The sequence below is a fragment of the Pantoea sp. ARC270 genome (assembly GCF_003236725.1).
Taxonomy (GTDB): Bacteria; Pseudomonadota; Gammaproteobacteria; order Enterobacterales; family Enterobacteriaceae; genus Pantoea; species Pantoea anthophila.
Map to the genome: position 1 here is coordinate 204260 of NZ_PUGA01000010.1, position 25732 is coordinate 229991.

Genomic DNA, 25732 nt, shown 5'->3' on the forward strand with positions numbered 1-25732 from the left:
AGTGATTTTTTATGCATATTTTGTGATTATTATTTCAATGTTGCACAACTATCATTCAAATGGGGTCATCAATGGCGGCGGAAAAAATTGCGGTTACCCGGGAGACGTTCGATAACGTTATTTTGCCTGTTTATGCACCTGCGCAGTTTGTGCCGGTAAAAGGCAAAGGCAGTCGTGTATGGGATCAGCAGGGCAAAGAGTATATCGATTTCTCCGGCGGGATCGCCGTCACCGCACTGGGCCACTGCCATCCGGCGCTGGTGGAGGCGCTGAAAAGCCAGGGCGAAACGCTGTGGCATACCAGCAACGTTTTCACCAACGAACCGGCCCTGCGCCTGGCCAGTAAGCTGATCCAGTCCACCTTTGCGGAGCGCGTTTTCTTTGCTAACTCCGGTGCCGAAGCGAACGAAGCCGCCTTTAAGCTGGCGCGTTACTACGCCTGCAAACGTCACAGCCCTTTCAAAAGTAAGATCATCGCCTTTCATAACGCCTTCCACGGGCGGACGCTGTTTACCGTCACGGTTGGCGGTCAGCCAAAATATTCAGACGGCTTCGGCCCGAAACCGGCGGACATCGTGCATGTGCCGTTCAATGACCTGGAGGCGGTAAAAGCGGTTATCGACGATCACACCTGTGCCATCGTGGTGGAACCGATTCAGGGCGAAGGCGGCGTGATGCCCGCGACGCAGGCCTTTATGCAGGGACTGCGTGAGCTGTGCGATAAGCATCAGGCGCTGCTGGTGCTGGACGAAGTGCAGAGCGGTATGGGCCGCAGCGGCAAGCTGTTCGCCTATGAGCACTATGGTGTTCAGCCCGATATCCTGACCTCAGCCAAAGCGCTGGGCGGCGGTTTCCCGGTCAGCGCCATGCTGACCACCAATGAGATCGCCTCGACGATGGCGCCAGGCGTGCATGGCACCACCTACGGCGGCAACCCGCTGGCCTGTGCGATTGCCGAAACCGCACTCGATATCATCAATACGCCAGAGGTACTGTCAGGCGTTGAGGCGCGTCGTCAGCACTTTGTGAACGCCTTACAGGCTATCGATGCGAAGTACGATCTGTTCAGCGATATTCGCGGCAAGGGGCTGCTGATTGGCGCGGCGCTGAAACCGCAGCATGCCGGACGGTCGCGCGATATCCTCAATGCCGCGGCCGCTGAAGGCGTGATGGTGCTGGTCGCCGGCACCGACGTGATGCGTTTTGCCCCGTCGCTGATCATCGAGCCTGCTGACATCGAAGAGGGCATGAGCCGCTTTGCCACGGCTGTCGGCAAAGTGCTCAACGGCTAGCAGATTTTTTCCGTAAGTGTCTGATCAGCCAGCGGCCATGTTGTGGTCGCTGGCTCCACGCCAGCGAGGAGATGGTGTGCATGACGCTGAGATGATCGAGAATGCGTCGCACATGCTGCTCTACCACCGTTACCGGTCCTTCACTGATATTCCCCAGCTCATCCAGCAGATTAACCTGCGAACTGGCACCCTCATATTCCAGCCGCTGCTGACAGCGTTGCAGCGCGATCTCACAGGATTGCAGGTAACGTTCCGCCAGCGAGGGGGTCAGCATGGTGTGCTCACGCGCCAGAATGGTCATCGCATTGATGTGCTCGACGATAAACTGGCTGTGCGTGACCCAGAGCCGCATATCTTTCAGATACTGGGCGTTGAAACCCGGCTCCTGCATCGCCTGATTCAGCGAGTTAAACAGCGCATTGTGCGCCTGATTCACCTGCACGCGCTGATAAGCCAGCTTGCCGGGTGCCTGTTCCTCTCCCAGCAGGAGGCGCAGCGCATCCTGATAGGTTTCCAGCGCGTCATGGGCATTTTGCCGCAGTAAGCCACTCTGCCACTGCGGCCAGAGCCAGATCATGCCGCCAAAGGCGATCAGGCAGCCCATCAGCGTATCCATCAGTCGCGGCAGCAGAAACTGCGCGCCATTCAGTGAGAGGAGCTGCAGCGAGTAAACCGCAGTGACCGTAAAGCCAATCATCGACCAGCCATAAAACTGACGGGTAAAGCGATAGCTGATGAAGGTAATCGCCAGCATCACCAGCAGGACGACAGGTTCCGGCACCGCCAGACGCAGTGTGGCCGCCGCGACCACCAGGCCGGCAAAGGTGCCGAGCGCACGGTGCTGGATACGGACGCGGGTGGCGCTGTAGCCGTTCTGGCTGACGAACATGATCGTCATCAGAATCCAGTAGGGCTTAGGGATGTTGAAGAAGAGCGCCAGCGCGCTGCCCAGCATCAGCATGACCGCAAAGCGACCGGCAGTGCGCAGCGCTGAGGAGCGAAATGAGAGGTAGCTGCGCAGTGCCGGGAGCAGCGGCAGACGGCGCTGGCGGTCAGCCATCAGATCGCGCTGGTAAAGCGGCTTCTGGGTGCGCAGCACCCGCGCAATGCGGTTGAAGTGATAAAGGCAGAAGTGGCCCACCGGATTGTCGGGATGCTGACGGGCGATCTTCTCCAGCGCGCCAAGCTCTTTATCCATCGCAAAACGATCGGCTAACTGGTGGTAGAGAATGGTATCGGCCAGCACCCGCAGCCGGGCTGAGATGGTTTTGGCGTTCCAGCGGATCACCGCTTCAGCATGGCTCTGCTCAACCAGTTTCTGCACCTCTTCCGGCCGGTGCAGGCTGACCGAGATGTGCTCCTGCAGATCCAGCGCCACCTGAAAGGCGCGCGTCAGCCGTTTATGGCTATTGTCGCGGCTCGCCGACAGCATATGCATCTGCTGATAACAGGTGTTGATCAAATCGACCACTTTCTGCTGGCGAGCCAGCAGCGGCGGCAGGGCCTTCTCCGGATCGGTCAGCTGCGTCAGCAGGGTATATTTGGCATCGCAGTAGTTCGCCAGCTCGCGGTAGATCAGGCTCAGGCTTTCGCGCATCGGCTGCTCTTTCCACAGCCAGAACCAGAACCAGTTAAACACGCCATACCAGAGGGTGCCGCCGATATAGAGCAGCGGCGGCACATAGATGGGCATGCGGCCCGTCAGGCTCAGGGTAAAAATAGCGGCGATGAGGGTGCCGGAGAGCAGGCGGCCATGCAGCGGGCTGATCTCCCCGGTGACGCCCAGCAACAGGGGCATCGCAAACAGGATCAGCGGCAGCGGAACCGCATGCAGGGTAAGCCACTGGATCAGGAAGCTGCCAAGCGCAAACAGGCTGCCGCCCACAATCAGACGTTTGAAGAAGCGTTTATGCGGGGTATCGAGACCGGCAATGTTGCAGCAGGCGGGGACTAACGAGAACAGCAGACCTTTTTGCAGGTCGCCAGCCAGCCAGCCCAGCGCGACCGGCAGGCAGAGCACCAGCGTTTGCCGCAGGGCATAGTTCACTTCAGGGTGATAAATAATTCGACGCCACATCGGCTCAGCACAAACAATAACGGCGTGATGCGAACATCACGCCGTGGATGACAGGAATTAGCGGGTGCCGTAAACGACGATGGTTTTGCCGTGTGCAGAGATCAGGTTCTGATCTTCCAGCATCTTCAGAATACGGCCCACGGTTTCGCGTGAACAACCTACAATCTGGCCAATTTCCTGACGGGTAATTTTAATTTGCATGCCGTCGGGATGCGTCATGGCATCTGGCTGTTTCGCCAGGTTAAGCAGCGTCTGTGCAATGCGTCCGGTCACGTCGAGGAAAGCGAGGTTACCCACTTTTTCTGACGTCACCTGCAGGCGACGCGCCATCTGCGACGAGAGTCGCATCAGGATGTCAGGGTTCACCTGAATCAGCTGGCGGAATTTCTTGTAGGAGATCTCCGCCACTTCGCACGCGCTTTTTGCACGTACCCAGGCGCTGCGCTCCTGACCTTCTTCAAACAGGCCAAGCTCGCCGATGAAATCCCCCTGATTGAGGTAGGAAAGAATCATCTCTTTGCCTTCTTCATCTTTAATCAGAACCGCGACGGAACCTTTCACGATGTAGTAAAGCGTTTCAGCTTTTTCACCTTGGTGAATCAGCGTACTTTTGGATGGATACTTGTGAATATGGCAATGGGACAGGAACCATTCGAGTGTAGGGTCTGTTTGCGGTTTGCCGAGAACCATTCGCTATTATCCTCTGTTGTAATCGTGCCCAAAATACAGGGGGCAGTTTTCCCTGTCAGGCGGTGAAAGCTTCAAGCGTTTCCTTTTCAGGAAATTATTCGGGCCGCATCAGGCGCAGTGCGCATCATTCTTCCCGGCTTCGCCATCGGGTGACGAAAAATATTTTCAGCTCTGTTTGTAGCACAGCTTTTGCCGACTGTCTTCTGTTGTCTCGCTTCAGCTAAGGGCGGATTTCTCTGGATTGCTGTTTATCAGGCGAAAGCGTACTCTGGCGACAAAACAGCGTATTCCGGAGCAAAAATCATGCAGGCAAGAGTGAAATGGGTAGAAGGGATGACATTCCTTGGTGAGTCATCCTCCGGCCATCAGATCCTTATGGATGGCAATTCAGGGGATAAAGCGCCCAGCCCAATGGAGATGGTGCTGATGGCGGCGGGCGGATGCAGCGCGATCGACGTGGTATCAATTCTGCAAAAAGGCCGCAACGATGTGGCTGATTGTGAAGTAAAACTGACCTCAGAACGTCGTGAAGAGGCGCCGCGAATCTTTACGCACATCAACCTGCATTTTATCGTGAGTGGCAAAGCACTCCAGGATAAAGCGGTCTCACGCGCGGTGGATCTTTCTGCTGAAAAATATTGTTCGGTGGCCATCATGCTGGGGAAAGGGGTGACGATGACGCACAGCTATGAGGTGGTTGAGCTGTAATAGCCGCAGGTTTTTTTAAAGTTGCTGGCTGTCCGGTGTGAGGCCGTGCCTGGATGGGGGAATTCACTTTGAGACTGTGCCTGCGCAGAAAACCGGGTCGGATCGATTTGTGGTGGTTCGCTGTCAGGCCGTGCCTGCGCAGGAAACCGGGTCAGATCGGAAAGTCGCTTGAGCCAATCCATGGCCGCTCGGCCCGCGCGATTACGCACCTCATCCCTGAGGTGCGCCCGTAGCCGGGCCAACACGTTGCGTTGTTCAAAAACGCTCCCGGCGTTTTATCCGGGCGGCGGGACGCTTTCCTCTTCTGACCCGGTTCCCTGCGTGTTGAGCTTATATGCTGCTGTCAGATTCTTTGTGATCAGGGTGTGTCTGTAGCGAGCTCCCTGAAGCCTGCTCAGCAGTAAGCCTTAATCCGCAGAAAAACCGGTTTTACATTTTTGCGAAAGGCATCTGCTCTCTGAGGGTTTTTTGCTGACCCCTTACTCTATCCGTTTACCTTCCATCAGCCGCTTCACCAGCGGCCCCATGATCAGCTCCATCGCCAGCCCCATTTTACCGCCAGGCACCACCAGGGTATTAATGTGCGAGATAAACGACCCCTGCAGCATCGCCAGCAGATAGGGGAAGTCGATATCCTCCAGTCCCTGAAAGTGGATCACTACAAAGCTCTCATCCAGTGACGGGATAGCGCGGGCGGCAAACGGGTTCGAGGTATCCACGGTCGGGACGCGCTGAAAGTTAATATGGGTGCGGGAGAACTGAGGCGTAATAAAGTTGATGTAATCCTCCATCGACCGCACCACCGAATCCATCACTGCCTCGCGGGAGTGGCCGCGCTCGCTGGTGTCCCGCACCAGCTTCTGAATCCATTCAAGGTTAACAATCGGCACCACGCCCACCAGCAGATCCACCTGCTCTGCGACGTTATGCTGCGCGGTAACCACGCCGCCATGCAGGCCTTCGTAGAACAGAATATCGGTGTCCTGCGGCAGCGGCTGCCACGGCGTAAAGGTGCCAGGCACCTGATTCCACGGCACCGCCTCATCATAGGTGTGCAGATATTTACGCGACTGGCCCTGTCCGCTTTGACCATACTCTTTGAAACTCTGCTCCAGCAGGCCAAAGTCGTTGGCCTCCGGGCCGAAATAGCTGACGTGACGTCCTAAATCGCGCGCTTTACGAATCGCCATATCCATTTCAGGACGGGTAAAGCGATGAAAGCTGTCGCCTTCCAGCTCCGCCGCATGCAGATTTAGCTGCTGGAAGATTTTGCGAAACGCGAGGCTGGTGGTGGTGGTTCCTGCGCCGCTGGAACCGGTCACCGCGATAATGGGATGACGAGCAGACATAGAAAAGCTCCCTGTGTGGTCGGGCAATGAGCATTGTTATCATGAAATGCCCGCCGGTGCATCAGCCGCGAAATTCTTTGCGCGGCATAATATTGACCGACTCATGCAGTTCCGACCATACCAGCACCACTTCGCCAGACTCCAGCTGCCGACGCACATCCGCGACCTTGTCGACCAGGCTGCGCTCCTGTTCGCCATAGTCGGTGCCTTCGCGCAGCACAAACGTTTCAATCAGGTTTTCGAGGGTCTCCGGAGAGACCTGTTGCCAGGGAATAATCACGCGATCAGTTATCCAGAATAGGGGCGATCCACTGGGGGATGCGCTGTTCCAGCCACATTTCGGGCTGACGTAACGTTCCACCGACAAAGCCGACGTGGCCGCCGTGTGGGCTCAGTTGATAAGTAATAGTGGCAGATAATTGGCTGCTGTGCGGGATCACCTCATCGCTCATAAAGGGATCGTCTTTCGCATGGATGATCAGCAGCGGTGTTTCGACCTGCTTCAGCCACGGCATGGCGCTGGCACGCTGATAGTAGTCGGTCGCATCCGCAAACCCGTGGGCACGGGCGGTGATCGCGTCATCAAAATCGCGCAGTCGCCGCAGGGCTTTCAGCTGCGCCAGATTGACCGGCAGCGTATCCGGCCAGGCGTGTAGCTTGCGGCGGGCATTTTTCTTCAGTTGCGCCAGCAGATAGTACTGATAGACGCGGGAAAAGCCGCGCTCCAGTCTCAGGCTGCAGGGTTCCAGCTGCAGCGGGGCGGAGACGATCACGCCCGCATCAACCCCGGCGTCTGCACCCTGCTGACCCAGCAGGCAGCCCAGCATATTGCCGCCCAGCGAGAAGCCTACGGCGGCGGTGGGCACGCGTCCCCAGCGGCGGTGCAGCCACTGCAGGAAAAAGCGGGCATCGTCCGTTTCGCCGGAGTGATAGATCCGGTTCAGCCGGTTAGGCTCGCCGCTGCAGCCGCGAAAATGCATCACCACCGCCAGCCAGCCGCGCGCACGGCAGATGGCCATCAGGCCATGGATATAGGGGCTGTGAAAACTGCCTTCGAGACCGTGAAACAGCACCACACGCGGTTTATGCTGCGCCGTGTGCGGATCTTCGCTCCAGGCGAGGTCGACAAAATCGCCATCCGGCAGATCGAGACGCTGCCAGTGGGGCTGGAGAGTGACATGGCGCCGCAACAGGCGCGGCAGCACGGTCTGCAGATGCGCATTACGCAGTGAGCCCGGCGGGATAAAGCGCTCATTTCCGGGTCCGGTAAATTTCATGGGGTAAAAGCTTGTCTGTTCCATATCACACTGTTAGCTTCGAAAGGTTTTTTCTTGCAGGGGTAAGGAGTACCCGATTGCCATGGAACTGAGTCTTTTCTTATCGATGTTAGGGTTTCTCTGGGTCGCTGCCATCACGCCAGGCCCTAATAATATGTTACTCACCGCCTCGGGCGCTAATTTTGGCTTTGTGCGCACCATTCCGCTGATGATTGGCATCATGATCGGCATGCAGGTGATGCTGCTGATGGTGGCCTTTGGGGTGGGTGGCCTGATCCTGCTCTATCCGTCACTGCATCTGATGCTGAAAATCGCCGGCAGCCTCTATCTGCTCTGGCTGGCGTGGAAAATCGCCACAGCCAGCTATGAAAAGCTGGAAACTGACCAGGGCCCGGATGCGCCGATGCCATTCTGGCAGGGAGGCGTGCTGCAGCTGATCAACCCCAAAGCCTGGCTGATGGCGCTGGGCGCAGTCGCCAGCTTCAGCCTGGCAGGGGACGCTTATCGCCATTCGATTGCCGCGATAAGCATCGGCATGTTTATGGTCAATCTGCTGTCGGGCGCAATCTGGATGGGATTCGGCGCGATGATTGGCCGCATTCTGCGCAGCCGTCGCGCCTGGAAAATCTTCAACCTCGCCATGGGGCTGCTGACTGCCGCCTGCGTGCTGTTAATCTGGCACTGAGTTAACTGGATGCGCGTTCAACGCGCGTCCAGGGCAGTACTTCGCGAACCACTGACGCGTTCGGATTACGGATCTTCTGCAACAGCAGCTGCACGCTGCGAGCGCCCAGCTGGTTCATCGGCTGTTCGATGGTGGTCAGCGGCGGATTCAGGCTGCGGGTGAACGGAATCCCATCAAAACCGACCACCGCCAGATCTTCCGGTACGCGCAGACCTGCCTCCAGTGCCGCATGCACCACGCCCACCGCCAGCACATCGGAAACCGCAAACACTGCATCCGGCGGTTCCGGTAGCGCCAGCAGCTCCTTCACGGCCTGACTGCCCGCCTCAGGGGAAATTTCATCGGTATAAGCGACGCCAGACCAGGGATACTCCAGCTCTTCCAGTGCCTGCCGGTAGCCCTTTTCACGATGATGTGAATAGAGGTAGCGCATATCGCCATTCACCAGCCCGATGCGTTTACGTCCTTTACCGGCAAGGTAATGGACGGTGTCACGCGCAGCTTCAAGATGATCGATGGTGACCGAGGAGGCGGGGATCGTCGGATCAAACTCGCAACACTGCACCCACGGCGCACCGGCAATCAGCGCCTGCAAATCCTGCAAGCCCGACGCGGCATCCATGGTAATCACGCCATCCACCACTTTCCCGGTCAGCAAACTCAGATAGGCGGCTTCCCGCTGCAGCTGCGAAGCGGAGTTGCAGAGCAGGATGTGATAGCCATGCAGTTCGGCTTCTGCCTCTATCCCCTGCACCACGCGCGAGCAGAAGGGATTGGTGATATCTGAGATCAGCACCAGCAGCATGTGGCTTTGCGCCGTACGCAGCTGACGTGCCAGTAAGTTGGGCTGATAGTCGCAGGCAGAGATCGCCGCCAGAACTTTCTCACGCGTATCGGGCTTGACGCCAGGATGCGCGTTGAGTACCCGCGATACCGTGGCTTTGGAGACGCCAGCCAGCTGAGCGACTTTCTCAATCGACATCGGGTTACTGAGACCTTAACAGGCAATGAATGGGAACACATATCAATATCACAGGGACAATGTGAGCGCCTGACATTTTTGCTTACTTTAGCTATTTTCAGCATTTGCGATTTCTGACTTAGGTTTGCAGATAGTGATCTAAGAACTTATTTCTATTAGGGATAATTTTTAATTCCTTTATGAAACTATAGTGCGCAGAGACACTGCCCCCACGATAAAAAAACAGGGGGGAAAACGATCATGGCAACAACACGTTTCACACTTTTAGCCGCCGCGCTGGCGCTGCTGGCTTTCCGGGCTGATGCGGTGAATGTCACCGTGGCCTACCAGACTTCCGCCGAACCGGCAAAAGTGGCGCAGGCGGACAACAGTTTTGCCAAAGATAGCGGAGCCAGCGTCGACTGGCGTAAGTTTGACAGCGGCGCGGGCGTATTACGTGCGCTGGCCTCCGGTGACGTCCAGATTGGTAATATCGGTTCCAGTCCGTTAGCAGTGGCCGCGGCGCAGAAGCTGCCGATTGAAGCCTTTTTACTCGCGTCGCAGCTGGGTAATTCGGAAGCCCTGGTCGTCAAAAAAAGCATCACCTCCCCGAAAGATCTTATCGGCAAGCGCATCGCGGTGCCGTTCATCTCCACCACCCACTACAGCCTGCTGGCTGCGCTGAAACACTGGGGCATTAAGCCGTCGCAGGTTCAGCTGGTCAATCTGCAGCCGCCCGCGATTATTGCTGCCTGGCAGCGCGGCGATATTGACGGGGCCTATGTCTGGGCACCCGCGGTGAATGAGCTGGAAAAAGAGGGCAGGGTATTAACCGACTCTTCGCAGGTGGGGAGCTGGGGATCACCGACGCTGGATGTCTGGGTCGTACGCAAAGATTTTGCCGAACAGCATCCGGAGATCGTCACTGCCTTTGCCCGCAGCGCTATCGAGGCGCAACAGGCCTACCTGAAGAGTCCCGACAGCTGGCTGAAGCAGCCTGAAAACCTCAGCAAACTGTCACGCCTGAGCGGGGTGCCGGAAGCGCAGGTGCCGGACCTGGTGAAGGGGAATACCTATCTGACGGCGCAGCAGCAGGTTGAGCAGCTGGGCAAGCCAGTCAATAAAGCGATTGTCGATACCGCGCAGTTTCTGAAAGCGCAGGGCCGAGTGCCACAGGCCGATAACGACTACAGCAGCTACGTCACTTCCCGCTTCGTCGCGCCACTCGTTAAACAGTAAGGAGGCACTATGCTGCGCATCGCTCACCTTAATGCACGGTATGCCGGGCAGCCGGTGTTGCAGGATATCAACCTGCAACTGGACAGCCAGGAACTGCTGGTGGTACTGGGCCCCTCCGGCTGCGGCAAAACCACGCTGCTGAATCTGGTCGCCGGATTCCTGCCGGTTGAGTCGGGCTCCATTACGCTGGATAACCAGCCGGTGACCGGACCGGGCGCGGAGCGCGGCGTGGTGTTTCAGAATGAGGGGCTGCTGCCGTGGCGCAACGTCCTGGATAATGTCGCGTTTGGCCTGCAGCTGGCCGGGATGCCCCGCCAGCCGCGTGAGGCGGTGGCGCGCCGCCTGATCAGACAGGTGGGGCTGGAAGGGGCGGAGAAGCGCGCCATCTGGCAGCTCTCTGGCGGTCAGCGTCAGCGGGTAGGCATCGCACGCGCGCTGGCGACCGATCCGCAACTGCTGCTGCTGGATGAACCCTTCGGTGCGCTGGATGCGTTTACCCGCGAACAGATGCAGACCCTGCTGCTGACGCTGTGGCGTGACAGCGGTAAACAGATCCTGCTGATTACGCACGACATTGAAGAGGCGATTTTCCTCGCCAGCGAACTGATTCTGCTCTCACCCGGACCGGGCCGCATTGTCGAGCGGCTGCGCCCCGATTTTGGCCGGCGCTTTGCCGCGGGTGAATCGTGCCGCAGCATCAAATCCGATCCGCAGTTTATCGCCCAGCGCGAGTATGTGCTGAGCCGGGTGTTTGATCAGCGGGAGGCATTTGCATGAGCGCGCTTATCAACGACAAATCTCTGCCGGTGCGCCGTCGGCTGCGCTGGCCTTTCTCAACTGCCCTGACGCTGAGCCTGCTGAGCCTCTCTCTGCTGTTACTGCTCTGGTGGGGCGTGACCGCGCTGGGCCTGATCGCGCCGCTGTTTCTGCCATCGCCGCAGCAGGTGTTCAGCAAGCTGCTGCTGATTGCCAGCGCACAGGGGTTTATGGATGCCACGCTCTGGCAGCATCTGGCCGCCAGCCTGACGCGCATGCTGATTGCGCTGACCGCTGCTGCCGCCATCGGTATTCCGACCGGCATTCTGATGGGCCTCAGCCCGGTTGCGCGTGGACTGCTCGATCCGCTGATTGAGCTTTATCGCCCGATTCCGCCTCTCGCCTATCTGCCCCTGATGGTGATCTGGTTCGGCATCGGCGAAACCTCAAAAATTCTGCTGATCTATCTGGCCATCTTCGCACCGGTGACGCTCTCCACCCTGGCCGGGGTACGAAACACGCAGCCGGTGCGGCTGCGGGCGGCCCGCTCGCTGGGGGCTAACCGCTGGCAACTGCTGCGCTGGGTGATTCTGCCGGGTGCGCTGCCGGAGATCCTGACCGGACTGCGCATCGGTCTGGGCGTGGGCTGGTCGACGCTGGTGGCGGCTGAACTGATTGCCGCCACGCGAGGACTGGGGTTTATGGTGCAGTCGGCCGGAGAGTTTCTTGCCACCGATGTGGTGCTGGCAGGTATCGCGGTGATAGCCGTTATCGCTTTTAGCTTAGAACTCGGGCTCCGCGCATTGCAGCGCCGTCTGACGCCCTGGAGTGGAGAACAATCATGAGTGAACGTCTCAGTTTTACCCCGCTTGGCCCCTATATTGGCGCACAGGTTTCTGACCTGGATGTCTCGCGCCCCCTGAGCGATGCGCAGTTTGAGCAGCTCTATCACGGCCTGCTGCGTCATCAGGTGCTGTTTCTGCGCGATCAGCAGATTACGCCGGAGCAGCATCGCGCGCTGGCAGTGCGCTTCGGTGACCTGCATATTCATCCGGTCTATCCGCATGCGGAAGGCGTGGAGGAGATTATCGTGCTGGATACCCACCAGGATAACCCGCCGGATAATGATAACTGGCACACCGACGTCACCTTTATCGACACGCCGCCCGCGATTGCGCTGCTGGCTTCCAAGGTGCTACCGGCGGCGGGCGGCGATACGCTCTGGACCAGCGGGATAGCGGCTTACGAGGCGCTCTCTGAACCCTTTAAGCAACTGCTGACGGGCCTGAGTGCGGAACACGATTTTAAAAAGTCCTTTCAGGAGTATAAGTACCGCAAAACCCCGGAGGAGCATCAGCGCTGGCAGCAGGCGGTCGATAAACATCCGCCGGTGCAGCATCCGGTGATCCGCACCCATCCGGTCAGCGGCAAAAAAGCCCTGTTTGTGAATGAGGGGTTCACGACGCGGATCGTGGAGTTAAGTGAGAAGGAGAGTGAGGCGGTATTGCGCTTTCTGTTCGCTCACGCCACCAAACCGGAGTTTCAGGTGCGCTGGCGCTGGCAGCCCAACGATCTGGCTATCTGGGATAATCGGGTCACGCAGCACTATGCCAATGCCGACTACTATCCGGCGCGCCGGATTATGCAGCGGGCCACCGTCCTGGGCGACAGACCCCGTTAAGCGCACAGCCTTCTCCCTGTGGGCAGGGAGAAGGCCAGCCCGTCAGGACGCCATCATCTGTTCGAGCTGTTCCTGCGCCTCCAGCCACGCCATCTCCACCTCTTCCAGCGCCGATTTACTCTCTGCCTGACGCTGCAGCGCGGTGGTCAGATCCGCTTTGCGGCCAGGATCATAAATGGCACTGTCCGAAAGCTGAGCTTCGGCATCGGCCAGCTGGCTCTGCCATTTGCTCATCTGCTTTTCCAGTTTTTCGATCTCTTTACGCAGCGGCTGAGTCTGCGCACGCAGTTCGGCATCGCGGCGCTTCTGATCTTTTCGCGCCTGGGCGCTGTTGCCGTTGTCCTGCTTTGGCGCGGCCTCCTGTTGCGCCTGCTGCTTCTGCAGATCGCTCAGCCACTGCTGATAATCTTCGAGATCGCCGGCAAAGACATCCACTTTGCCGTCGTGCACCAGATAGAGATCGTCCGTGGTGGCGCGCAGCAGATGGCGATCGTGCGACACCACCACCAGCGCACCTTCGAAGTCGATCAGCGCTTCCGTCAGCGCCTGGCGCATATCCAGATCAAGGTGGTTAGTCGGTTCATCCAGCAGCAGCAGGTTAGGGCGCTGCCAGACAATCAGTGCCAGCACCAGGCGCGCTTTCTCACCGCCGGAGAAGCGTTCGGTCATTTCCGTGACTTTATCGCCGCGGAAGTCAAAGCCGCCCAGATAGTCGCGCAGCTGCTGCTCCAGCACGTTCGGCGCAATGCGCGCCAGATGCTGCAGCGGGGACTCGTCGGCCCGCAGGTACTCGAGCTGATGCTGGGCGAAGTAACCGAGCTTGATCCCTTTCGCCAGGCCAATCCTGCCTTCCATCGCCTCCAGCTCGCCCGCCAGCAGCTTAATCAGGGTCGATTTACCCGCCCCGTTGCGGCCCAGCAGACCAATGCGCGAACCCGGTACCAGGTTGAGCTTGATGGCGTCGAGAATGATGCGATCGCCATACCCCGCCGTGACCTTCTCCATCTTCAGAATCGGGTTGGGCAGGTTTTCCGGCTTGCGGAAGGTGAAGCTGAACGGGTTATCGACATGGGCAGGCGCGATCATCTCCATGCGCTCCAGCATTTTGATGCGGCTCTGCGCCTGTTTCGCCTTGGAGGCTTTGGCACGGAAGCGGTCAATGTAGCTGTGCAGATGCGCCACCTTCTCCTGCTGACTCTCATACAGCGACTGCTGCTGAGCCAGTTTGGCGACGCGCTGCCGCTCAAAGGAGGTGTAGTTGCCGGTATATTCGAACATCGACGCCTGTTCGATATGAATGATTTTGTCGACCACCGGATCGAGAAAGTCACGGTCATGCGAGATCAGGATCAGGGTACCTTCGTAACTCTTCAGCCAGCGCTCCAGCCAGATCACCGCATCAAGATCGAGGTGGTTGGTCGGTTCATCCAGTAACAGCAGATCGGAGCGGCAGATCAGCGCCTGAGCCAGATTGAGGCGCATCCGCCAGCCACCGGAGAAGTCGCTGACCGGGCGCTGCAGCTGCTCCTGACTGAAGCCCAGACCATGCAGCAGGCTGGCGGCGCGCGCATGGATACTCCACGCCTGCACCGCATCAAGCTTGCCGTGCAGCAGGGCGATCGCATTGCCGTCGTCCCGCCGGTTCGCCTCCGCCAGTTCAGCCTCAAGCTGGCGATAGTCGCGGTCGCCATCAATCACATACTCCAGCGCGGCTTTGTCCAGCGCGGGGGTTTCCTGGTTAACCCAGGCCAGCGCCCAGTGAGCAGGAAAGGTGACGGTGCCGGCATCGCTGGTGATCTCACCTTTTAACAGCGACAGCAGCGTGGATTTTCCACAGCCGTTTTTACCCACCAGCCCGACCTTCTGACCGGGATTAATGGTGGCGGTGGCATTGTCGAGCAGGACGCGGATGCCGCGGCGAATTTGTAAGGCAGAGAAGACAATCATGTAAGCGCCGTATCGTCAGAATATGTTAATTTACTGGCAACATAATGAGATTTTGCTGCGTCGTGCATGGTAGCCGAAAACCGCACCAATGACGACGCTTTGGAGGGAAAGGATGTCGCAGCCACCCCGCGTGTTACTGCTTTTTGCTCATCCGGAATTACAGGATTCCGTCGCTAACCGGATTTTGTTGCAGTCGGCGCAGGCGCTGGAACACGTCACCGTACACGATCTGTACGCCACCTATCCGGATTTTTTTATCGATATTCATCATGAACAGCAGCTGCTGCGCGAACATGATGTCATCATTTTTCAGCATCCGCTCTATACCTATAGCTGTCCGGCCCTGCTGAAAGAGTGGCTGGACCGGGTGCTGTCGCGCGGTTTTGCCAGTGGCGTGGATGGCAATGCGCTGGAAGGAAAATACTGGCGCAGCGTTGTGACGACCGGGGAGCCGGAGAGCGCCTTTAAACAGCAGGGGCTGAACCGCTATTCACTCAATGACATCATGCGGCCCTTTGAGCTGACCGCACAGATGTGCCGCATGCACTGGATGCCGCCGATGATCGTCTACTGGGCGCGTCGGCAGAGTCCTGAACTGATGAAAAATTATGCCCGCGCCTATGGCGAGTGGCTGGCAGCTCCGCTGCCGAATGGAGGGATATAGATGGAAGGGCAAACGCTGCTGACCGCCGGGGTGATTTATCTGGTCGCGGCGGTATTAATTGTACCGGTGGCGGCTCGCCTCGGGATTGGTGCTGTACTGGGCTATCTGGTGGCGGGGATCGCTATCGGCCCGTGGGGATTAGGTTTTATCAGCGACGTCGATGAGATTCTCCATTTCTCGGAGCTGGGCGTGGTTTTCCTGATGTTCATTATTGGCCTGGAGCTGAACCCGGCAAAGCTGTGGGCGCTGCGCCGCTCCATTTTTGGTGTCGGCGCGGCGCAGGTCATCTTCTCTGCGGCGATTCTGGGCGGCCTGCTGTGGCTGACCGACTTTAGCTGGCAGGCGGCGGTCATCGGCGGCATCGGTCTGGCGATGTCCTCAACCGCGATGGCGCTGCAGCTGATGATGGATAAAGGCATGAACCGCAGCGAAGCGGGGCAGCTGGGCTTTTCGGTGCTGCTGTTTCAGGATATCGCGGTGATCCCGGCCCTGGCGCTGATTCCGCTGCTGGCGGGCACCGACAGCGGCCATATTGACTGGATGAAAGTCGGCATGAAGGTGCTGGCGTTCGCAGGCATGCTGGTGGGGGGACGCTATCTGCTGCGGCCTATCTTCCGCTATATCGCCGCATCAGGTGTCCGTGAGGTCTTTACCGCCGCCTCGCTGCTGCTGGTGCTGGGCTCCGCGCTGTTTATGGATGCGCTGGGTCTGTCGATGGCGCTGGGCACCTTTATCGCGGGGATCCTGCTGGCAGAGAGTGAATACCAGCATGAGCTGGAGGTGGCGATTGACCCTTTCAAAGGGTTGCTGCTGGGCCTGTTCTTTATTTCCGTTGGCATGGCGCTCAACCTCGGTGTGCTCTATACCCATATTGTGACCATCCTGCTCGGCGTGGTGACGCTGGTGGCGGTGAAAACGCTGGTGCTCTATCTGCTGGCGCGTATTTATGGCTTACGCAGTTCCGAGCGGCAGCAGTTTGCCGGCGTGCTGAGTCAGGGGGGCGAGTTCGCCTTTGTGCTCTTCTCCGCGGCCTCTTCGGCGAAGCTCTTCTCCGGCGATCAGCTGCCGATGCTGCTGGTGACCGTCACCCTGTCGATGATGACCACGCCTCTGCTGATGCAGGGTATTGATCGTCTGCTGGCGCATCGCTTCAATGAGCCCGATGAAGAAGCAGAGAAGCACTTTGTTGAAGACGATCAGCCGCAGGTGATTGTGGTGGGCTTTGGTCGCTTCGGCCAGGTGGTCGGCCGCTTGCTGATGGCGAACAACAAACGCATCACCGTGCTGGAGCGCGACATCAGTGCGGTAAGCCTGATGCGCAAATATGGCTACAAGGTTTATTACGGCGACGCCACCGAGCTGGAGTTATTGCGCGCGGCGGGCGCAGCCAGCGCGCAGGCGATTGTGATCACCTGTAATGAACCGGAAGATGTGATGACCATCGTGCACTTATGTCAGCAGCACTTCCCGCAGCTGCAGATTCAGGCGCGCGCCCGGGGCCGTGTCGAGGCACACGAACTGCTGCAGGCTGGCGTGACGCAGTTCTCACGTGAAACCTTCTCCAGTGCGCTGGAGCTGGGACGCAAGACGCTGATGTCTCTGGGGATGCATCCGCATCAGGCGCATCGCGCCCAGCAGCATTTCCGCCGGCTCGATATGCGGATGCTGCGTGAACTGATGCCCAGCCTCTCTGAAAGTGCGCAGGCGTCGCGCGTGCGTGAAGCGCGGCGGGAACTGGAAGATATCTTCCAGCGCGAAATGCAGCGCGAAAAGCGGCAGATCGATGGCTGGGACGATGATCAATAACCTTTTAAAACAGGCTGAAGCTCATGCGTAAACGTTTTATTGCTGGTGCGACATGCCCGCACTGCCAGGAGAAGGACACGCTGGCGATGTGGCGTGAAAATAGTGTCGATGTCGTGGAGTGCGTGAAGTGTGGACATCAGATGCGCGAGGCGGATAAACAGGCGCGCGATCAGGTTCGCACTAACGAGCAGGTTATCGGGATTTTCCATCCCGAGTAGCGAAGTGACGCAGCTTTTTTTACGCTTAAACTTACAGCGGGATTGAATTCCGTTACAATTGACGCCATTAACGCTGTGGTCGCAAGAGAAAGTGAAACCCCTCTTGCACTCAGCCCCGAACCTTTCTGGTTGGTGTTATTGCACGCAAGAATAGACCAATGAGACGGGATCTTAGTTCTCAACGGTTAGGAGATATCATGAAAGTAGCAAAAGACCTGGTGGTAAGCCTGGCCTATCAGGTACGTACAGAAGACGGCGTGTTAGTTGACGAGTCACCGGTGAGCGCACCGTTAGACTATCTGCACGGTCATGGTTCCCTGATTTCTGGTCTGGAAAATGCGCTGGAAAACCACGTTGCCGGCGACAAATTTGACGTGCATATCCCGGCAAACGACGCTTACGGTCAGTATGACGATAACCTGGTGCAGCGTGTTCCTAAAGATGTCTTCATGGGCGTCGACGAACTGCAGGTTGGCATGCGCTTCCTGGCAGAAACCGATCAGGGTCCGGTTCCGGTTGAAATCACCGAAGTGGAAGACGATCACGTCGTGGTTGATGGTAACCACATGCTGGCGGGTCAGAACCTGAACTTCAACGTTGAAGTGGTTGCGATTCGTGAAGCGACGCCGGAAGAACTGGCTCACGGCCATGTTCACGGTGCAGACGGTCATCATCATGACCATGATCACGGCCATGATCACGACCATGATCACGGTAAAGGCGGTTGTGGCACTGGCGGTTGCGGCTGCAGCCACTAAGTCTGACAATCGGTTAAGGCCACCTTCGGGTGGCCTTTCTTTTGGCGGCTATCCGGCGCTGGCCCGGACGGACAGGGGCCGACAGCGCGCGATCAGTAGTGTGGCGGCGGCGTCTCTTCAGACTGTGAGGCCACCAGTGAGGTTGCGTTCGCTTTGAGCTTGTCGGTTAAGAGGCGTATCTGCTCACGCATTTTACTCATCTCCAGCTCGTGCTGAACAACGGCGCTGTTCAGCTGCTCAATGGTCATCTCCTGAAAGGCCAGTTTGCTCTCTAACGTCTCCAGACGCTGTTCCCACTCAGACTGTTGCATGACCTGTTCCTCTGTTAAGGTGCGACTCAGGGCGTGATTCTACGACCTGAACGCCAGGAATCACCTGTTTTTTTCATGCCCGAAGGCGTTGCGCTTGAAAAAAGGTGGCGCGGCATCATCTCTGATGAAACTTCCCGCTGTTATAAAGGTCGGAGGTTAACCGGGTAATTACATTGTGGGAGTGTTCGACACTGCCACGTAAAGTTATAGTGTGGACCCTGAAGTCCGCAATGTTTCCCGAGGTTAGACGCTTCGGTTTTGGAGAATGGATGAAATCACTGTTTAAAGTCACATTGTTAGCTACCACCATGGCTGTTGCGCTGAATGCTCCGCTGGCTATGGCGGCTGAAACCGCTGCGGCTCCTCAGGCTGCCCCGGCTGCTGCGCCACAGTCTGCGCCTCAGGCACCGAAAAATGCGGCTTTCAAAGATGAAGACCAGCAGTCAGCCTATGCACTGGGTGCTTCACTGGGTCGCTACATGGACAACTCCCTGAAGGAGCAGGAAAAACTGGGCATCAAACTGGATAAGCAGCAGCTGATCGCGGGCGTCCAGGATGCATTCGGTGGCAAGAGCAAACTCTCTGATGAAGAGATTGAGCAGACACTGCAGGCGTTCGAAGGTCGCGTGAAAGGCGCTGCCTCTGCGAAAATGGAAAAAGATGCGAAAGAGAATGCTGAAAAGGGCACGGCTTACGCGACCAAATTCGCCAAAGAGAGCGGCGTGAAGAAAACGGAAACCGGCCTGCTCTATAAAGTTGAGAAAGAGGGCAGCGGCGACGCACCAAAAGATAGCGACACTGTGGTGGTTAACTACAAAGGTACCCTGATTGATGGTACTGAGTTTGACAACTCTTACACCCGTGGCGAGCCCCTCTCTTTCCGTCTGGATGGCGTCATCCCGGGCTGGACCGAAGGCCTGAAGCACGTGAAGAAAGGGGGTAAGATCAAGCTGGTCATCCCACCGCAGCTGGCTTACGGTAAAAATGGCGTTCCGGGTATTCCGGCTAACTCCACGCTGGTGTTTGATGTTGAGCTGCTTGATATCAAACCGGCCCCAAAAGCCGATGAAAAAGCACAGGCGCCCGCGCCTGCTGCCGCAGAAAAAGCGCAGTAATCTGCTGACCGCCGCCTCCGGGCGGCGGTTTCATTTCGCCTTCACGACAAACCTCTGGCATAAGCCGACGACATTTGCCAGACTAATGCCTGCCTAATTATCCCAACATTGAGTCTGCCCATAAGCCGCTGTGACAGGCTCCAGCCATTCAGGGTGATACTCTTCAATGTCTAATCCATTCAATCCGGGTGAACTGAGCGACTTCGATCTTCTGGAGCAGCGCCCGTTCGAACAAACTGATTACGATATTCTGAAATCGTACGAGGCTGTCGTGGATGGCCTGGCGATGTTGATCGGTTCGCATTGTGAAATCGTCCTGCATTCGCTGGAAGATCTTAAGTGTTCAGCCGTTCGCATCGCCAATGGAGAGCACACGGGCCGTAAGGTCGGTTCGCCTATCACCGATCTGGCGCTGCGGATGCTGCATGATATGCATGGCGCGGACAGTAATGTTTCCCGTGCCTACTTCACGCGCGCCAAAAGCGGCGTGCTGATGAAATCCGTGACCATCGCGATTCGTAACCGTCAACAGCGGGTTATCGGCCTGCTCTGTATCAACATGAATCTTGATGTGCCGTTCTCGCAGATTATGTCGACCTTTATGCCGCCCGAGATGCAGCAGGTTGACTCCAGCGTTAACTTCGCCAGTTCGGTCGATGACCTGGTTATGCAGACCCTGGAGTTTACGATTGAAGAGGTCAGCGCTGACCGCAATGTCTCTAATAACGCTAAGAACCGTCAGATTGTGCTCAACCTGTATGAGAAGGGGATCTTCGACATTAAGGATGCCATCAACCAGGTCGCAGACCGGCTGAACATCTCGAAGCACACCGTCTATCTCTACATCCGCCAGTTTAAAAATGGCGATTTCCAGGGACAGGATCGCTGATGCGTTACACGCTGCTGGTGACTGGCCCGGCCTACGGCACGCAACAGGCAACCAGTGCCTGGCTGTTTGCCCGGGCACTGCTGGCGGCGGGTCATCAGCTTGAAAGCGTTTTCTTCTATCGTGAAGGGGTGCTCAATGCTAACCAGCTGACGGCACCGGCCAGCGATGAGTTTGATCTGGTGCGGGCATGGCAGGCATTGCATCAGGAGCAGGGGGTCGTATTGAATATCTGTGTGGCGGCCGCACTGCGGCGTGGAATCAGCGACCCGCAGGAGGCAGCTCGTCTGCACCTGGCGGCCAGTAACCTGCAGCCGGGATTTACCCTGAGCGGGCTGGGTGCGCTGGCAGAGGCGGCGCTGAGCTGTGAACGCATGGTGCAGTTCTGATGAATCGGGTTGCCTTTGTCTTTACCCGTGCGCCCCATGGCAGCAGCGCAGGGCGTGAGGGGCTGGATGCCGCACTGGCAACGGGCGCACTCAGCGACGATATTGGCCTGTTCTTTATCGGCGATGGAGTGCTGCAGCTTAATCTGCATCAGCAACCTGAACGCATAAAAAGCCGTCACTATGCCGCGACGTTTGGCGTGCTGGCACTCTATGACATTGAGCAGTGCTATCTCTGCCGGACATCACTGATTGCGCGCGGACTGGATGCTGACGCCGGGCGGCTGCTGGACGTGACGCTACTGGACGCGCCGGAACTGCGCCAGCGGCTGGCCAGCTTCGATCGCATTCTGACTTTTTAAGAGGCGCAAATGCTGCATACTCTGATGTACTCTCCGTCGCACAGCGACCTCGACACGCTGTTATTAATGGCGGAAGCCGGTGATGATCTGCTGCTGCTACAGGATGGTGTGCTGGCTGCCGTGGCTGGCAGTCGGGCATGGGTTCAGCTGTCAGCCTGCAAAGCGACGCTGTGGGTTCTGGACGAAGATGTCCAGGCGCGCGGGCTGTCTGGACAAATTTCGACCACTGTGCGGTCCGTAGACTATAATGGCTTTGTCACGCTAACGATCAGGCATCCGCAACAAATGGTCTGGTAATCGGCTAAAACCTGGTTATTTCTTGACACCCTTTTGACGCAGCCCTAAAATTCTGCCTCCTCGTAATTCTACGAGGCGATTTATTACGTGTTTACGAAGCAAAAGCAAATCCAGGAGCTATTTAATGGCAACAGTTAACCAGCTGGTTCGCAAACCACGCGTCCGCAAAGTTGCAAAGAGCAACGTGCCGGCGCTGGAAGCTTGCCCGCAAAAACGTGGCGTTTGTACTCGTGTGTACACCACCACTCCTAAAAAACCTAACTCCGCACTGCGTAAAGTTTGCCGTGTGCGTCTGACCAACGGTTTTGAAGTGACTTCCTACATCGGTGGTGAAGGTCACAACCTGCAGGAGCACTCCGTGATCCTGATCCGTGGCGGTCGTGTAAAAGACCTGCCAGGTGTGCGTTACCACACCGTTCGTGGCGCGCTGGACTGCTCAGGTGTTAAAGACCGTAAGCAGGCTCGCTCCAAGTACGGCGTGAAGAAGCCAAAGGCTTAATGGTTCTCCGTTAAGTAAGGCCAAACGTTTTAAATTAAATGTCAAAATAAACTCATAGAGTTTTGGACAATCCTGAATTAACAACGGAGTATTTCCATGCCACGTCGTCGCGTCATTGGTCAGCGTAAAATTCTGCCAGATCCTAAGTTCGGATCAGAGCTGCTGGCCAAATTTGTAAATATCCTGATGGTAGATGGTAAAAAATCTACTGCAGAATCTATCGTTTATACCGCGCTTGAGACCCTGGCTCAGCGTTCAGGTAAAAACTCCCTGGAAGCCTTTGAAGTAGCACTGGAAAACGTGCGCCCGACTGTCGAAGTTAAGTCACGTCGCGTTGGTGGTTCTACCTATCAGGTACCAGTTGAAGTCCGTCCGGTTCGTCGTAATGCCCTGGCAATGCGCTGGATCGTAGATGCTGCTCGTAAACGTGGTGATAAATCAATGGCTCTTCGCCTGGCGAACGAACTTTCTGATGCTGCAGAGAACAAAGGTACTGCAGTTAAGAAACGTGAAGACGTTCACCGCATGGCAGAAGCCAACAAGGCGTTCGCACACTACCGCTGGTAACAGTCGCGTAGTTATTGTTAAACCAGCGGGCGCCCAAACGGCCAACCCGCTGGGGTTGACTAATTTTGAACGTCCGAAAAACCGAGGAATAAAATGGCTCGTAAAACACCCATTGCTCGCTACCGTAACATCGGTATCAGTGCGCACATCGACGCCGGTAAAACTACCACTACCGAACGTGTTCTGTTCTACACCGGTGTAAACCACAAAATCGGTGAAGTACACGACGGCGCAGCAACCATGGACTGGATGGAGCAGGAACAGGAACGTGGTATTACTATCACCTCCGCTGCGACCACCTGTTACTGGTCTGGTATGGCTAAGCAGTTCGAACCACACCACATCAATATCATCGACACCCCAGGACACGTTGACTTCACCATCGAAGTAGAACGTTCTATGCGTGTTCTTGATGGCGCGGTAATGGTTTACTGTGCAGTTGGTGGCGTTCAGCCACAGTCTGAGACCGTATGGCGTCAGGCTAACAAATACAAAGTTCCACGCATTGCGTTCGTTAACAAAATGGACCGCATGGGTGCTAACTTCCTGAAAGTTGTTAACCAGATGGAAGTTCGTCTGGGTGCAACTCCAGTTCCTCTGCAGCTGGCTATCGGCGCAGAAGAGAAATTCACCGGTGTTGTTGACCTGGTGAAAATGAAAGCAATCAACTGGAACGACGAAGACCAGGGTGTAACCTTTGTTTACGAAGATATCCCGGCTGATATGCAGGAACTGGCTGAAGAATGGCGCGGCAAGCTGATCGAAGCAGCAGCAGAAGCCTCTGAAGAGCTGATGGAGAAATTCTTCAGCGGTGAAGAGCTGAGCGAAGAAGAGATCAAAACTGCTCTGCGTAAGCGCGTTCTGAACAACGAAATTATCCTGGTAACCTGTGGTTCTGCATTTAAGAACAAAGGTGTTCAGGCGATGCTGGATGCCGTTGTTGAATATCTGCCAGCACCGACTGACGTTACCGCGATCAACGGTATGCTGGACGACGGTAAAGACACGCCGGCTGTTCGTCACTCAGACGACAACGAGCCGTTTGCTGCACTGGCGTTCAAAATCGCTACCGACCCGTTTGTAGGTAACCTGACCTTCTTCCGCGTTTACTCTGGTGTTGTTAACACTGGTGACACCGTGTTCAACCCGGTTAAGTCAAACCGTGAGCGTCTGGGCCGTATCGTTCAGATGCACGCTAACAAGCGTGAAGAAATCAAAGAAGTCCGTGCGGGTGATATCGCCGCTGCGATCGGCCTGAAAGATGTGACCACTGGTGATACCCTGTGTGACCCGGATAACGTCATCATCCTTGAGCGCATGGAGTTCCCTGAGCCAGTGATCTCAATCGCTGTTGAGCCGAAAACCAAAGCTGACCAGGAAAAAATGGGTCTGGCTCTGGGCCGTCTGGCGAAAGAAGACCCATCATTCCGCGTATGGACTGATGAAGAATCTAACCAGACCATCATCGCCGGTATGGGTGAGCTGCACCTCGACATCATCGTTGACCGTATGAAGCGTGAATTCAACGTGGAAGCAAACGTGGGTAAACCACAGGTTGCTTACCGTGAAGCGATCCGCACTAAAGTTACCGACGTTGAAGGTAAACACGCCAAGCAGTCTGGTGGTCGTGGTCAGTACGGTCATGTTGTTATCGACATGTACCCACTGGAGCCAGGTTCGAACCCGAAAGGCTACGAATTTGTCAACGATATCAAAGGTGGTGTGATTCCTGGTGAATACATCCCTGCGGTTGATAAAGGTATCCAGGAGCAGCTGAAATCAGGCCCACTGGCTGGTTATCCGGTTGTGGATCTGGGCGTGCGTCTGCACTTCGGTTCTTACCATGATGTCGACTCCTCTGAGTTGGCGTTTAAACTGGCCGCGTCTATCGCCTTCAAACAAGGCTTTAAACAAGCGCAGCCGGTTCTGCTTGAGCCTATCATGAAGGTTGAAGTAGAGACTCCGGAAGAGAACACGGGTGATGTCATCGGTGACCTTAGCCGTCGTCGTGGTATGCTTAAAGGGCAGGAATCTAACGCTACTGGCGTTCAGATTCACGCTGAAGTTCCGCTGTCTGAAATGTTCGGATACGCAACTCAGCTGCGTTCTCTGACCAAAGGTCGTGCTTCTTACTCCATGGAGTTCCTGAAGTATGACGATGCGCCGAACAACGTAGCGCAGGCCGTTATTGAAGCTCGTAGCAAATAAGCTACGGTTTAAATTTGAACTGATGCCTTCACCCACGTGGTGAAGGCACAACGTAAGGAATTATCGCCATGGCGAAAGAGCAATTTCAGCGTAACAAACTGCACGTAAACGTGGGCACCATCGGTCACGTTGACCACGGTAAAACCACCCTGACCGCAGCTATCACCACCGTACTGTCTAAGACTTACGGCGGCCAGGCGCGTGCATTCGATCAGATCGATAACGCACCAGAAGAGAAAGCACGTGGTATCACCATCAACACTTCACACGTTGAGTATGAAACCCCGACTCGTCACTATGCACACGTTGACTGCCCAGGCCACGCCGACTATGTGAAAAACATGATCACCGGTGCTGCGCAGATGGACGGCGCGATCCTGGTTGTTGCTGCGACTGATGGCCCGATGCCACAGACCCGTGAGCACATCCTGCTGGGTCGTCAGGTTGGCGTTCCTTACATCATCGTGTTCCTGAACAAGTGTGACATGGTTGATGATGAAGAGCTGCTGGAACTGGTTGAGATGGAAGTGCGTGATCTGCTGTCAGCCTATGACTTCCCAGGCGACGACACTCCAATCGTTCGTGGTTCTGCTCTGAAAGCGCTGGAAGGCGACGCTGAGTGGGAAGCGAAAATCATCGAGCTGGCTGAGCACCTGGACAACTACATCCCAGAGCCACAGCGTGCGATCGACATGCCGTTCCTGCTGCCAATCGAAGACGTATTCTCAATCTCTGGCCGTGGTACCGTTGTTACCGGTCGTGTTGAGCGCGGCATCGTTAAAGTCGGCGACGAAGTTGAAATCGTAGGTATCAAAGATACTGCGAAATCAACCTGTACCGGTGTTGAGATGTTCCGTAAGCTGCTGGACCAGGGTCAGGCAGGCGAAAACTGTGGTGTTCTGCTGCGCGGTATCAAGCGTGAAGACATCCAGCGTGGTCAGGTTCTGGCTAAGCCAGGCACCATCAAGCCACACACCCAGTTCGAGTCAGAAG

At 56.6% G+C, this 25732-nt stretch carries 28 protein-coding genes; 20 read left to right on the top strand and 8 right to left on the bottom strand.

Annotation, left to right across the window (positions count from 1 at the left end; all coding sequences use genetic code 11):
• The first annotated feature begins 71 nt into the window (after positions 1-71).
• Entirely contained in the window at positions 72-1292 is a 1221-nt protein-coding gene (locus CKF42_RS07465; protein ID WP_009087648.1) for an aspartate aminotransferase family protein, read from the top strand.
• Here CKF42_RS07465 and CKF42_RS07470 read toward each other — a convergent pair.
• A complete protein-coding gene (locus tag CKF42_RS07470) occupies positions 1282-3369 on the bottom strand; it encodes a YccS/YhfK family putative transporter (RefSeq protein ID WP_111207893.1) in 2088 nt (695 codons plus the stop codon). The two genes, CKF42_RS07465 and CKF42_RS07470, sit on opposite strands and share 11 nt — an antisense overlap.
• A gap of 57 nt (positions 3370-3426) precedes the next feature.
• The gene (gene crp, locus CKF42_RS07475) at positions 3427-4059 is read right to left on the bottom strand and encodes a cAMP-activated global transcriptional regulator CRP (RefSeq protein ID WP_003852956.1); all 633 of its coding nucleotides are present in this window, start codon (positions 4057-4059) and stop codon (positions 3427-3429) included.
• Between the two features lie 303 nt (positions 4060-4362).
• Here crp and CKF42_RS07480 point away from each other — a divergent pair, with 303 nt between their 5' ends.
• Positions 4363-4767: an OsmC family protein gene (locus tag CKF42_RS07480; RefSeq protein WP_009087644.1), complete on the top strand. Its 405-nt coding sequence runs from the start codon at positions 4363-4365 to the stop codon at positions 4765-4767.
• A 479-nt stretch (positions 4768-5246) separates the two neighbouring features.
• Here the strand turns inward: CKF42_RS07480 and CKF42_RS07490 are convergent, their stop codons facing one another.
• From CKF42_RS07490 to CKF42_RS07500, 3 genes are all read right to left on the bottom strand, one after another.
• Positions 5247-6116, bottom strand: coding sequence for a phosphoribulokinase (locus CKF42_RS07490; RefSeq protein ID WP_009087643.1), 870 nt, complete (start codon positions 6114-6116; stop codon positions 5247-5249).
• 61 nt (positions 6117-6177) lie between these two features.
• Positions 6178-6396 carry a YheU family protein gene (locus CKF42_RS07495; protein WP_009087640.1) on the bottom strand — a complete coding sequence of 73 codons (219 nt, stop codon included), beginning with the start codon at positions 6394-6396 and terminating at the stop codon, positions 6178-6180.
• Positions 6397-6400: 4 nt separating this feature from the next.
• The gene (locus CKF42_RS07500) at positions 6401-7417 is read right to left on the bottom strand and encodes a hydrolase (RefSeq protein WP_046100708.1); all 1017 of its coding nucleotides are present in this window, start codon (positions 7415-7417) and stop codon (positions 6401-6403) included.
• A 58-nt stretch (positions 7418-7475) separates the two neighbouring features.
• Here CKF42_RS07500 and CKF42_RS07505 point away from each other — a divergent pair, with 58 nt between their 5' ends.
• Positions 7476-8078, top strand: a complete 603-nt coding sequence (locus CKF42_RS07505; RefSeq protein ID WP_009087637.1) for a LysE family translocator — start codon at positions 7476-7478, stop codon at positions 8076-8078.
• 1 nt (position 8079) lies between these two features.
• Here the strand turns inward: CKF42_RS07505 and CKF42_RS07510 are convergent, their stop codons facing one another.
• Positions 8080-9060, bottom strand: coding sequence for a LacI family DNA-binding transcriptional regulator (locus CKF42_RS07510; protein ID WP_046100706.1), 981 nt, complete (start codon positions 9058-9060; stop codon positions 8080-8082).
• Between the two features lie 240 nt (positions 9061-9300).
• Between CKF42_RS07510 and tauA the strand changes: the two genes are divergently transcribed.
• Genes tauA through tauD form a run of 4 tightly spaced genes read left to right on the top strand, consistent with a single transcriptional unit; the run spans position 9301 to position 12715 of the window.
• Positions 9301-10278 carry a taurine ABC transporter substrate-binding protein gene (gene tauA / locus CKF42_RS07515; protein WP_009087634.1) on the top strand — a complete coding sequence of 326 codons (978 nt, stop codon included), beginning with the start codon at positions 9301-9303 and terminating at the stop codon, positions 10276-10278.
• Between the two features lie 9 nt (positions 10279-10287).
• A complete protein-coding gene (gene tauB / locus CKF42_RS07520; RefSeq protein WP_009087632.1) occupies positions 10288-11055 on the top strand; it encodes a taurine ABC transporter ATP-binding subunit in 768 nt (255 codons plus the stop codon).
• Complete coding sequence (gene tauC / locus CKF42_RS07525; RefSeq protein ID WP_009087631.1) at positions 11052-11879, top strand: taurine ABC transporter permease TauC; 828 nt, start codon at positions 11052-11054, stop codon at positions 11877-11879. Before tauB ends, tauC begins: the two co-directional genes overlap by 4 nt.
• Positions 11876-12715, top strand: a complete 840-nt coding sequence (tauD, locus tag CKF42_RS07530) for a taurine dioxygenase (protein ID WP_009087629.1) — start codon at positions 11876-11878, stop codon at positions 12713-12715. Before tauC ends, tauD begins: the two co-directional genes overlap by 4 nt.
• Before the next feature lie 42 nt (positions 12716-12757).
• Here the strand turns inward: tauD and CKF42_RS07535 are convergent, their stop codons facing one another.
• Positions 12758-14662, bottom strand: a complete 1905-nt coding sequence (locus CKF42_RS07535) for an ABC transporter ATP-binding protein (RefSeq protein ID WP_111207895.1) — start codon at positions 14660-14662, stop codon at positions 12758-12760.
• A gap of 112 nt (positions 14663-14774) precedes the next feature.
• Here CKF42_RS07535 and kefG point away from each other — a divergent pair, with 112 nt between their 5' ends.
• The 4 genes from kefG (at position 14775) to slyD (ending at position 18108) form a co-directional block, all read left to right on the top strand.
• On the top strand, positions 14775-15326 hold the full coding sequence (gene kefG / locus CKF42_RS07540) for a glutathione-regulated potassium-efflux system ancillary protein KefG (protein WP_009087624.1): 552 nt from the start codon (positions 14775-14777) through the stop codon (positions 15324-15326).
• Positions 15327-17132 (top strand): glutathione-regulated potassium-efflux system protein KefB, encoded by a 1806-nt coding sequence (gene kefB / locus CKF42_RS07545; RefSeq protein ID WP_009087622.1) that lies wholly within the window; start codon positions 15327-15329, stop codon positions 17130-17132.
• A gap of 23 nt (positions 17133-17155) precedes the next feature.
• Positions 17156-17350, top strand: coding sequence for a YheV family putative zinc ribbon protein (locus tag CKF42_RS07550; protein WP_046100701.1), 195 nt, complete (start codon positions 17156-17158; stop codon positions 17348-17350).
• Between the two features lie 197 nt (positions 17351-17547).
• On the top strand, positions 17548-18108 hold the full coding sequence (gene slyD / locus CKF42_RS07555) for a peptidylprolyl isomerase (RefSeq protein ID WP_009087618.1): 561 nt from the start codon (positions 17548-17550) through the stop codon (positions 18106-18108).
• Between the two features lie 92 nt (positions 18109-18200).
• On the opposite strand, the gene CKF42_RS07560 is transcribed toward slyD, so the two are convergent.
• Positions 18201-18419 carry a SlyX family protein gene (locus tag CKF42_RS07560; protein ID WP_009087615.1) on the bottom strand — a complete coding sequence of 73 codons (219 nt, stop codon included), beginning with the start codon at positions 18417-18419 and terminating at the stop codon, positions 18201-18203.
• A gap of 269 nt (positions 18420-18688) precedes the next feature.
• Here CKF42_RS07560 and fkpA point away from each other — a divergent pair, with 269 nt between their 5' ends.
• From fkpA to tuf, 9 genes are all read left to right on the top strand, one after another.
• Complete coding sequence (gene fkpA / locus CKF42_RS07565; protein ID WP_111207896.1) at positions 18689-19534, top strand: FKBP-type peptidyl-prolyl cis-trans isomerase; 846 nt, start codon at positions 18689-18691, stop codon at positions 19532-19534.
• A gap of 166 nt (positions 19535-19700) precedes the next feature.
• Positions 19701-20423, top strand: coding sequence for a transcriptional regulator (locus CKF42_RS07570; RefSeq protein WP_009087612.1), 723 nt, complete (start codon positions 19701-19703; stop codon positions 20421-20423).
• A complete protein-coding gene (tusD, locus tag CKF42_RS07575; RefSeq protein WP_058957833.1) occupies positions 20423-20809 on the top strand; it encodes a sulfurtransferase complex subunit TusD in 387 nt (128 codons plus the stop codon). Before CKF42_RS07570 ends, tusD begins: the two co-directional genes overlap by 1 nt.
• Positions 20809-21168 carry a sulfurtransferase complex subunit TusC gene (tusC, locus tag CKF42_RS07580; protein ID WP_111207897.1) on the top strand — a complete coding sequence of 120 codons (360 nt, stop codon included), beginning with the start codon at positions 20809-20811 and terminating at the stop codon, positions 21166-21168. The genes tusD and tusC overlap by 1 nt, the downstream gene beginning before the upstream one ends.
• Before the next feature lie 9 nt (positions 21169-21177).
• Positions 21178-21465, top strand: coding sequence for a sulfurtransferase complex subunit TusB (gene tusB, locus CKF42_RS07585; protein WP_111207898.1), 288 nt, complete (start codon positions 21178-21180; stop codon positions 21463-21465).
• Between the two features lie 124 nt (positions 21466-21589).
• Positions 21590-21964, top strand: coding sequence for a 30S ribosomal protein S12 (gene rpsL / locus CKF42_RS07590; RefSeq protein WP_003852912.1), 375 nt, complete (start codon positions 21590-21592; stop codon positions 21962-21964).
• A 96-nt stretch (positions 21965-22060) separates the two neighbouring features.
• Positions 22061-22531: a 30S ribosomal protein S7 gene (gene rpsG / locus CKF42_RS07595; protein WP_009087603.1), complete on the top strand. Its 471-nt coding sequence runs from the start codon at positions 22061-22063 to the stop codon at positions 22529-22531.
• A gap of 93 nt (positions 22532-22624) precedes the next feature.
• Positions 22625-24739, top strand: coding sequence for an elongation factor G (fusA, locus tag CKF42_RS07600; protein WP_009087601.1), 2115 nt, complete (start codon positions 22625-22627; stop codon positions 24737-24739).
• A 68-nt stretch (positions 24740-24807) separates the two neighbouring features.
• Positions 24808-25732, top strand: a 925-nt coding sequence (gene tuf / locus CKF42_RS07605) for an elongation factor Tu (RefSeq protein WP_111207899.1), incomplete at its 3' end; no start/stop codon positions are given.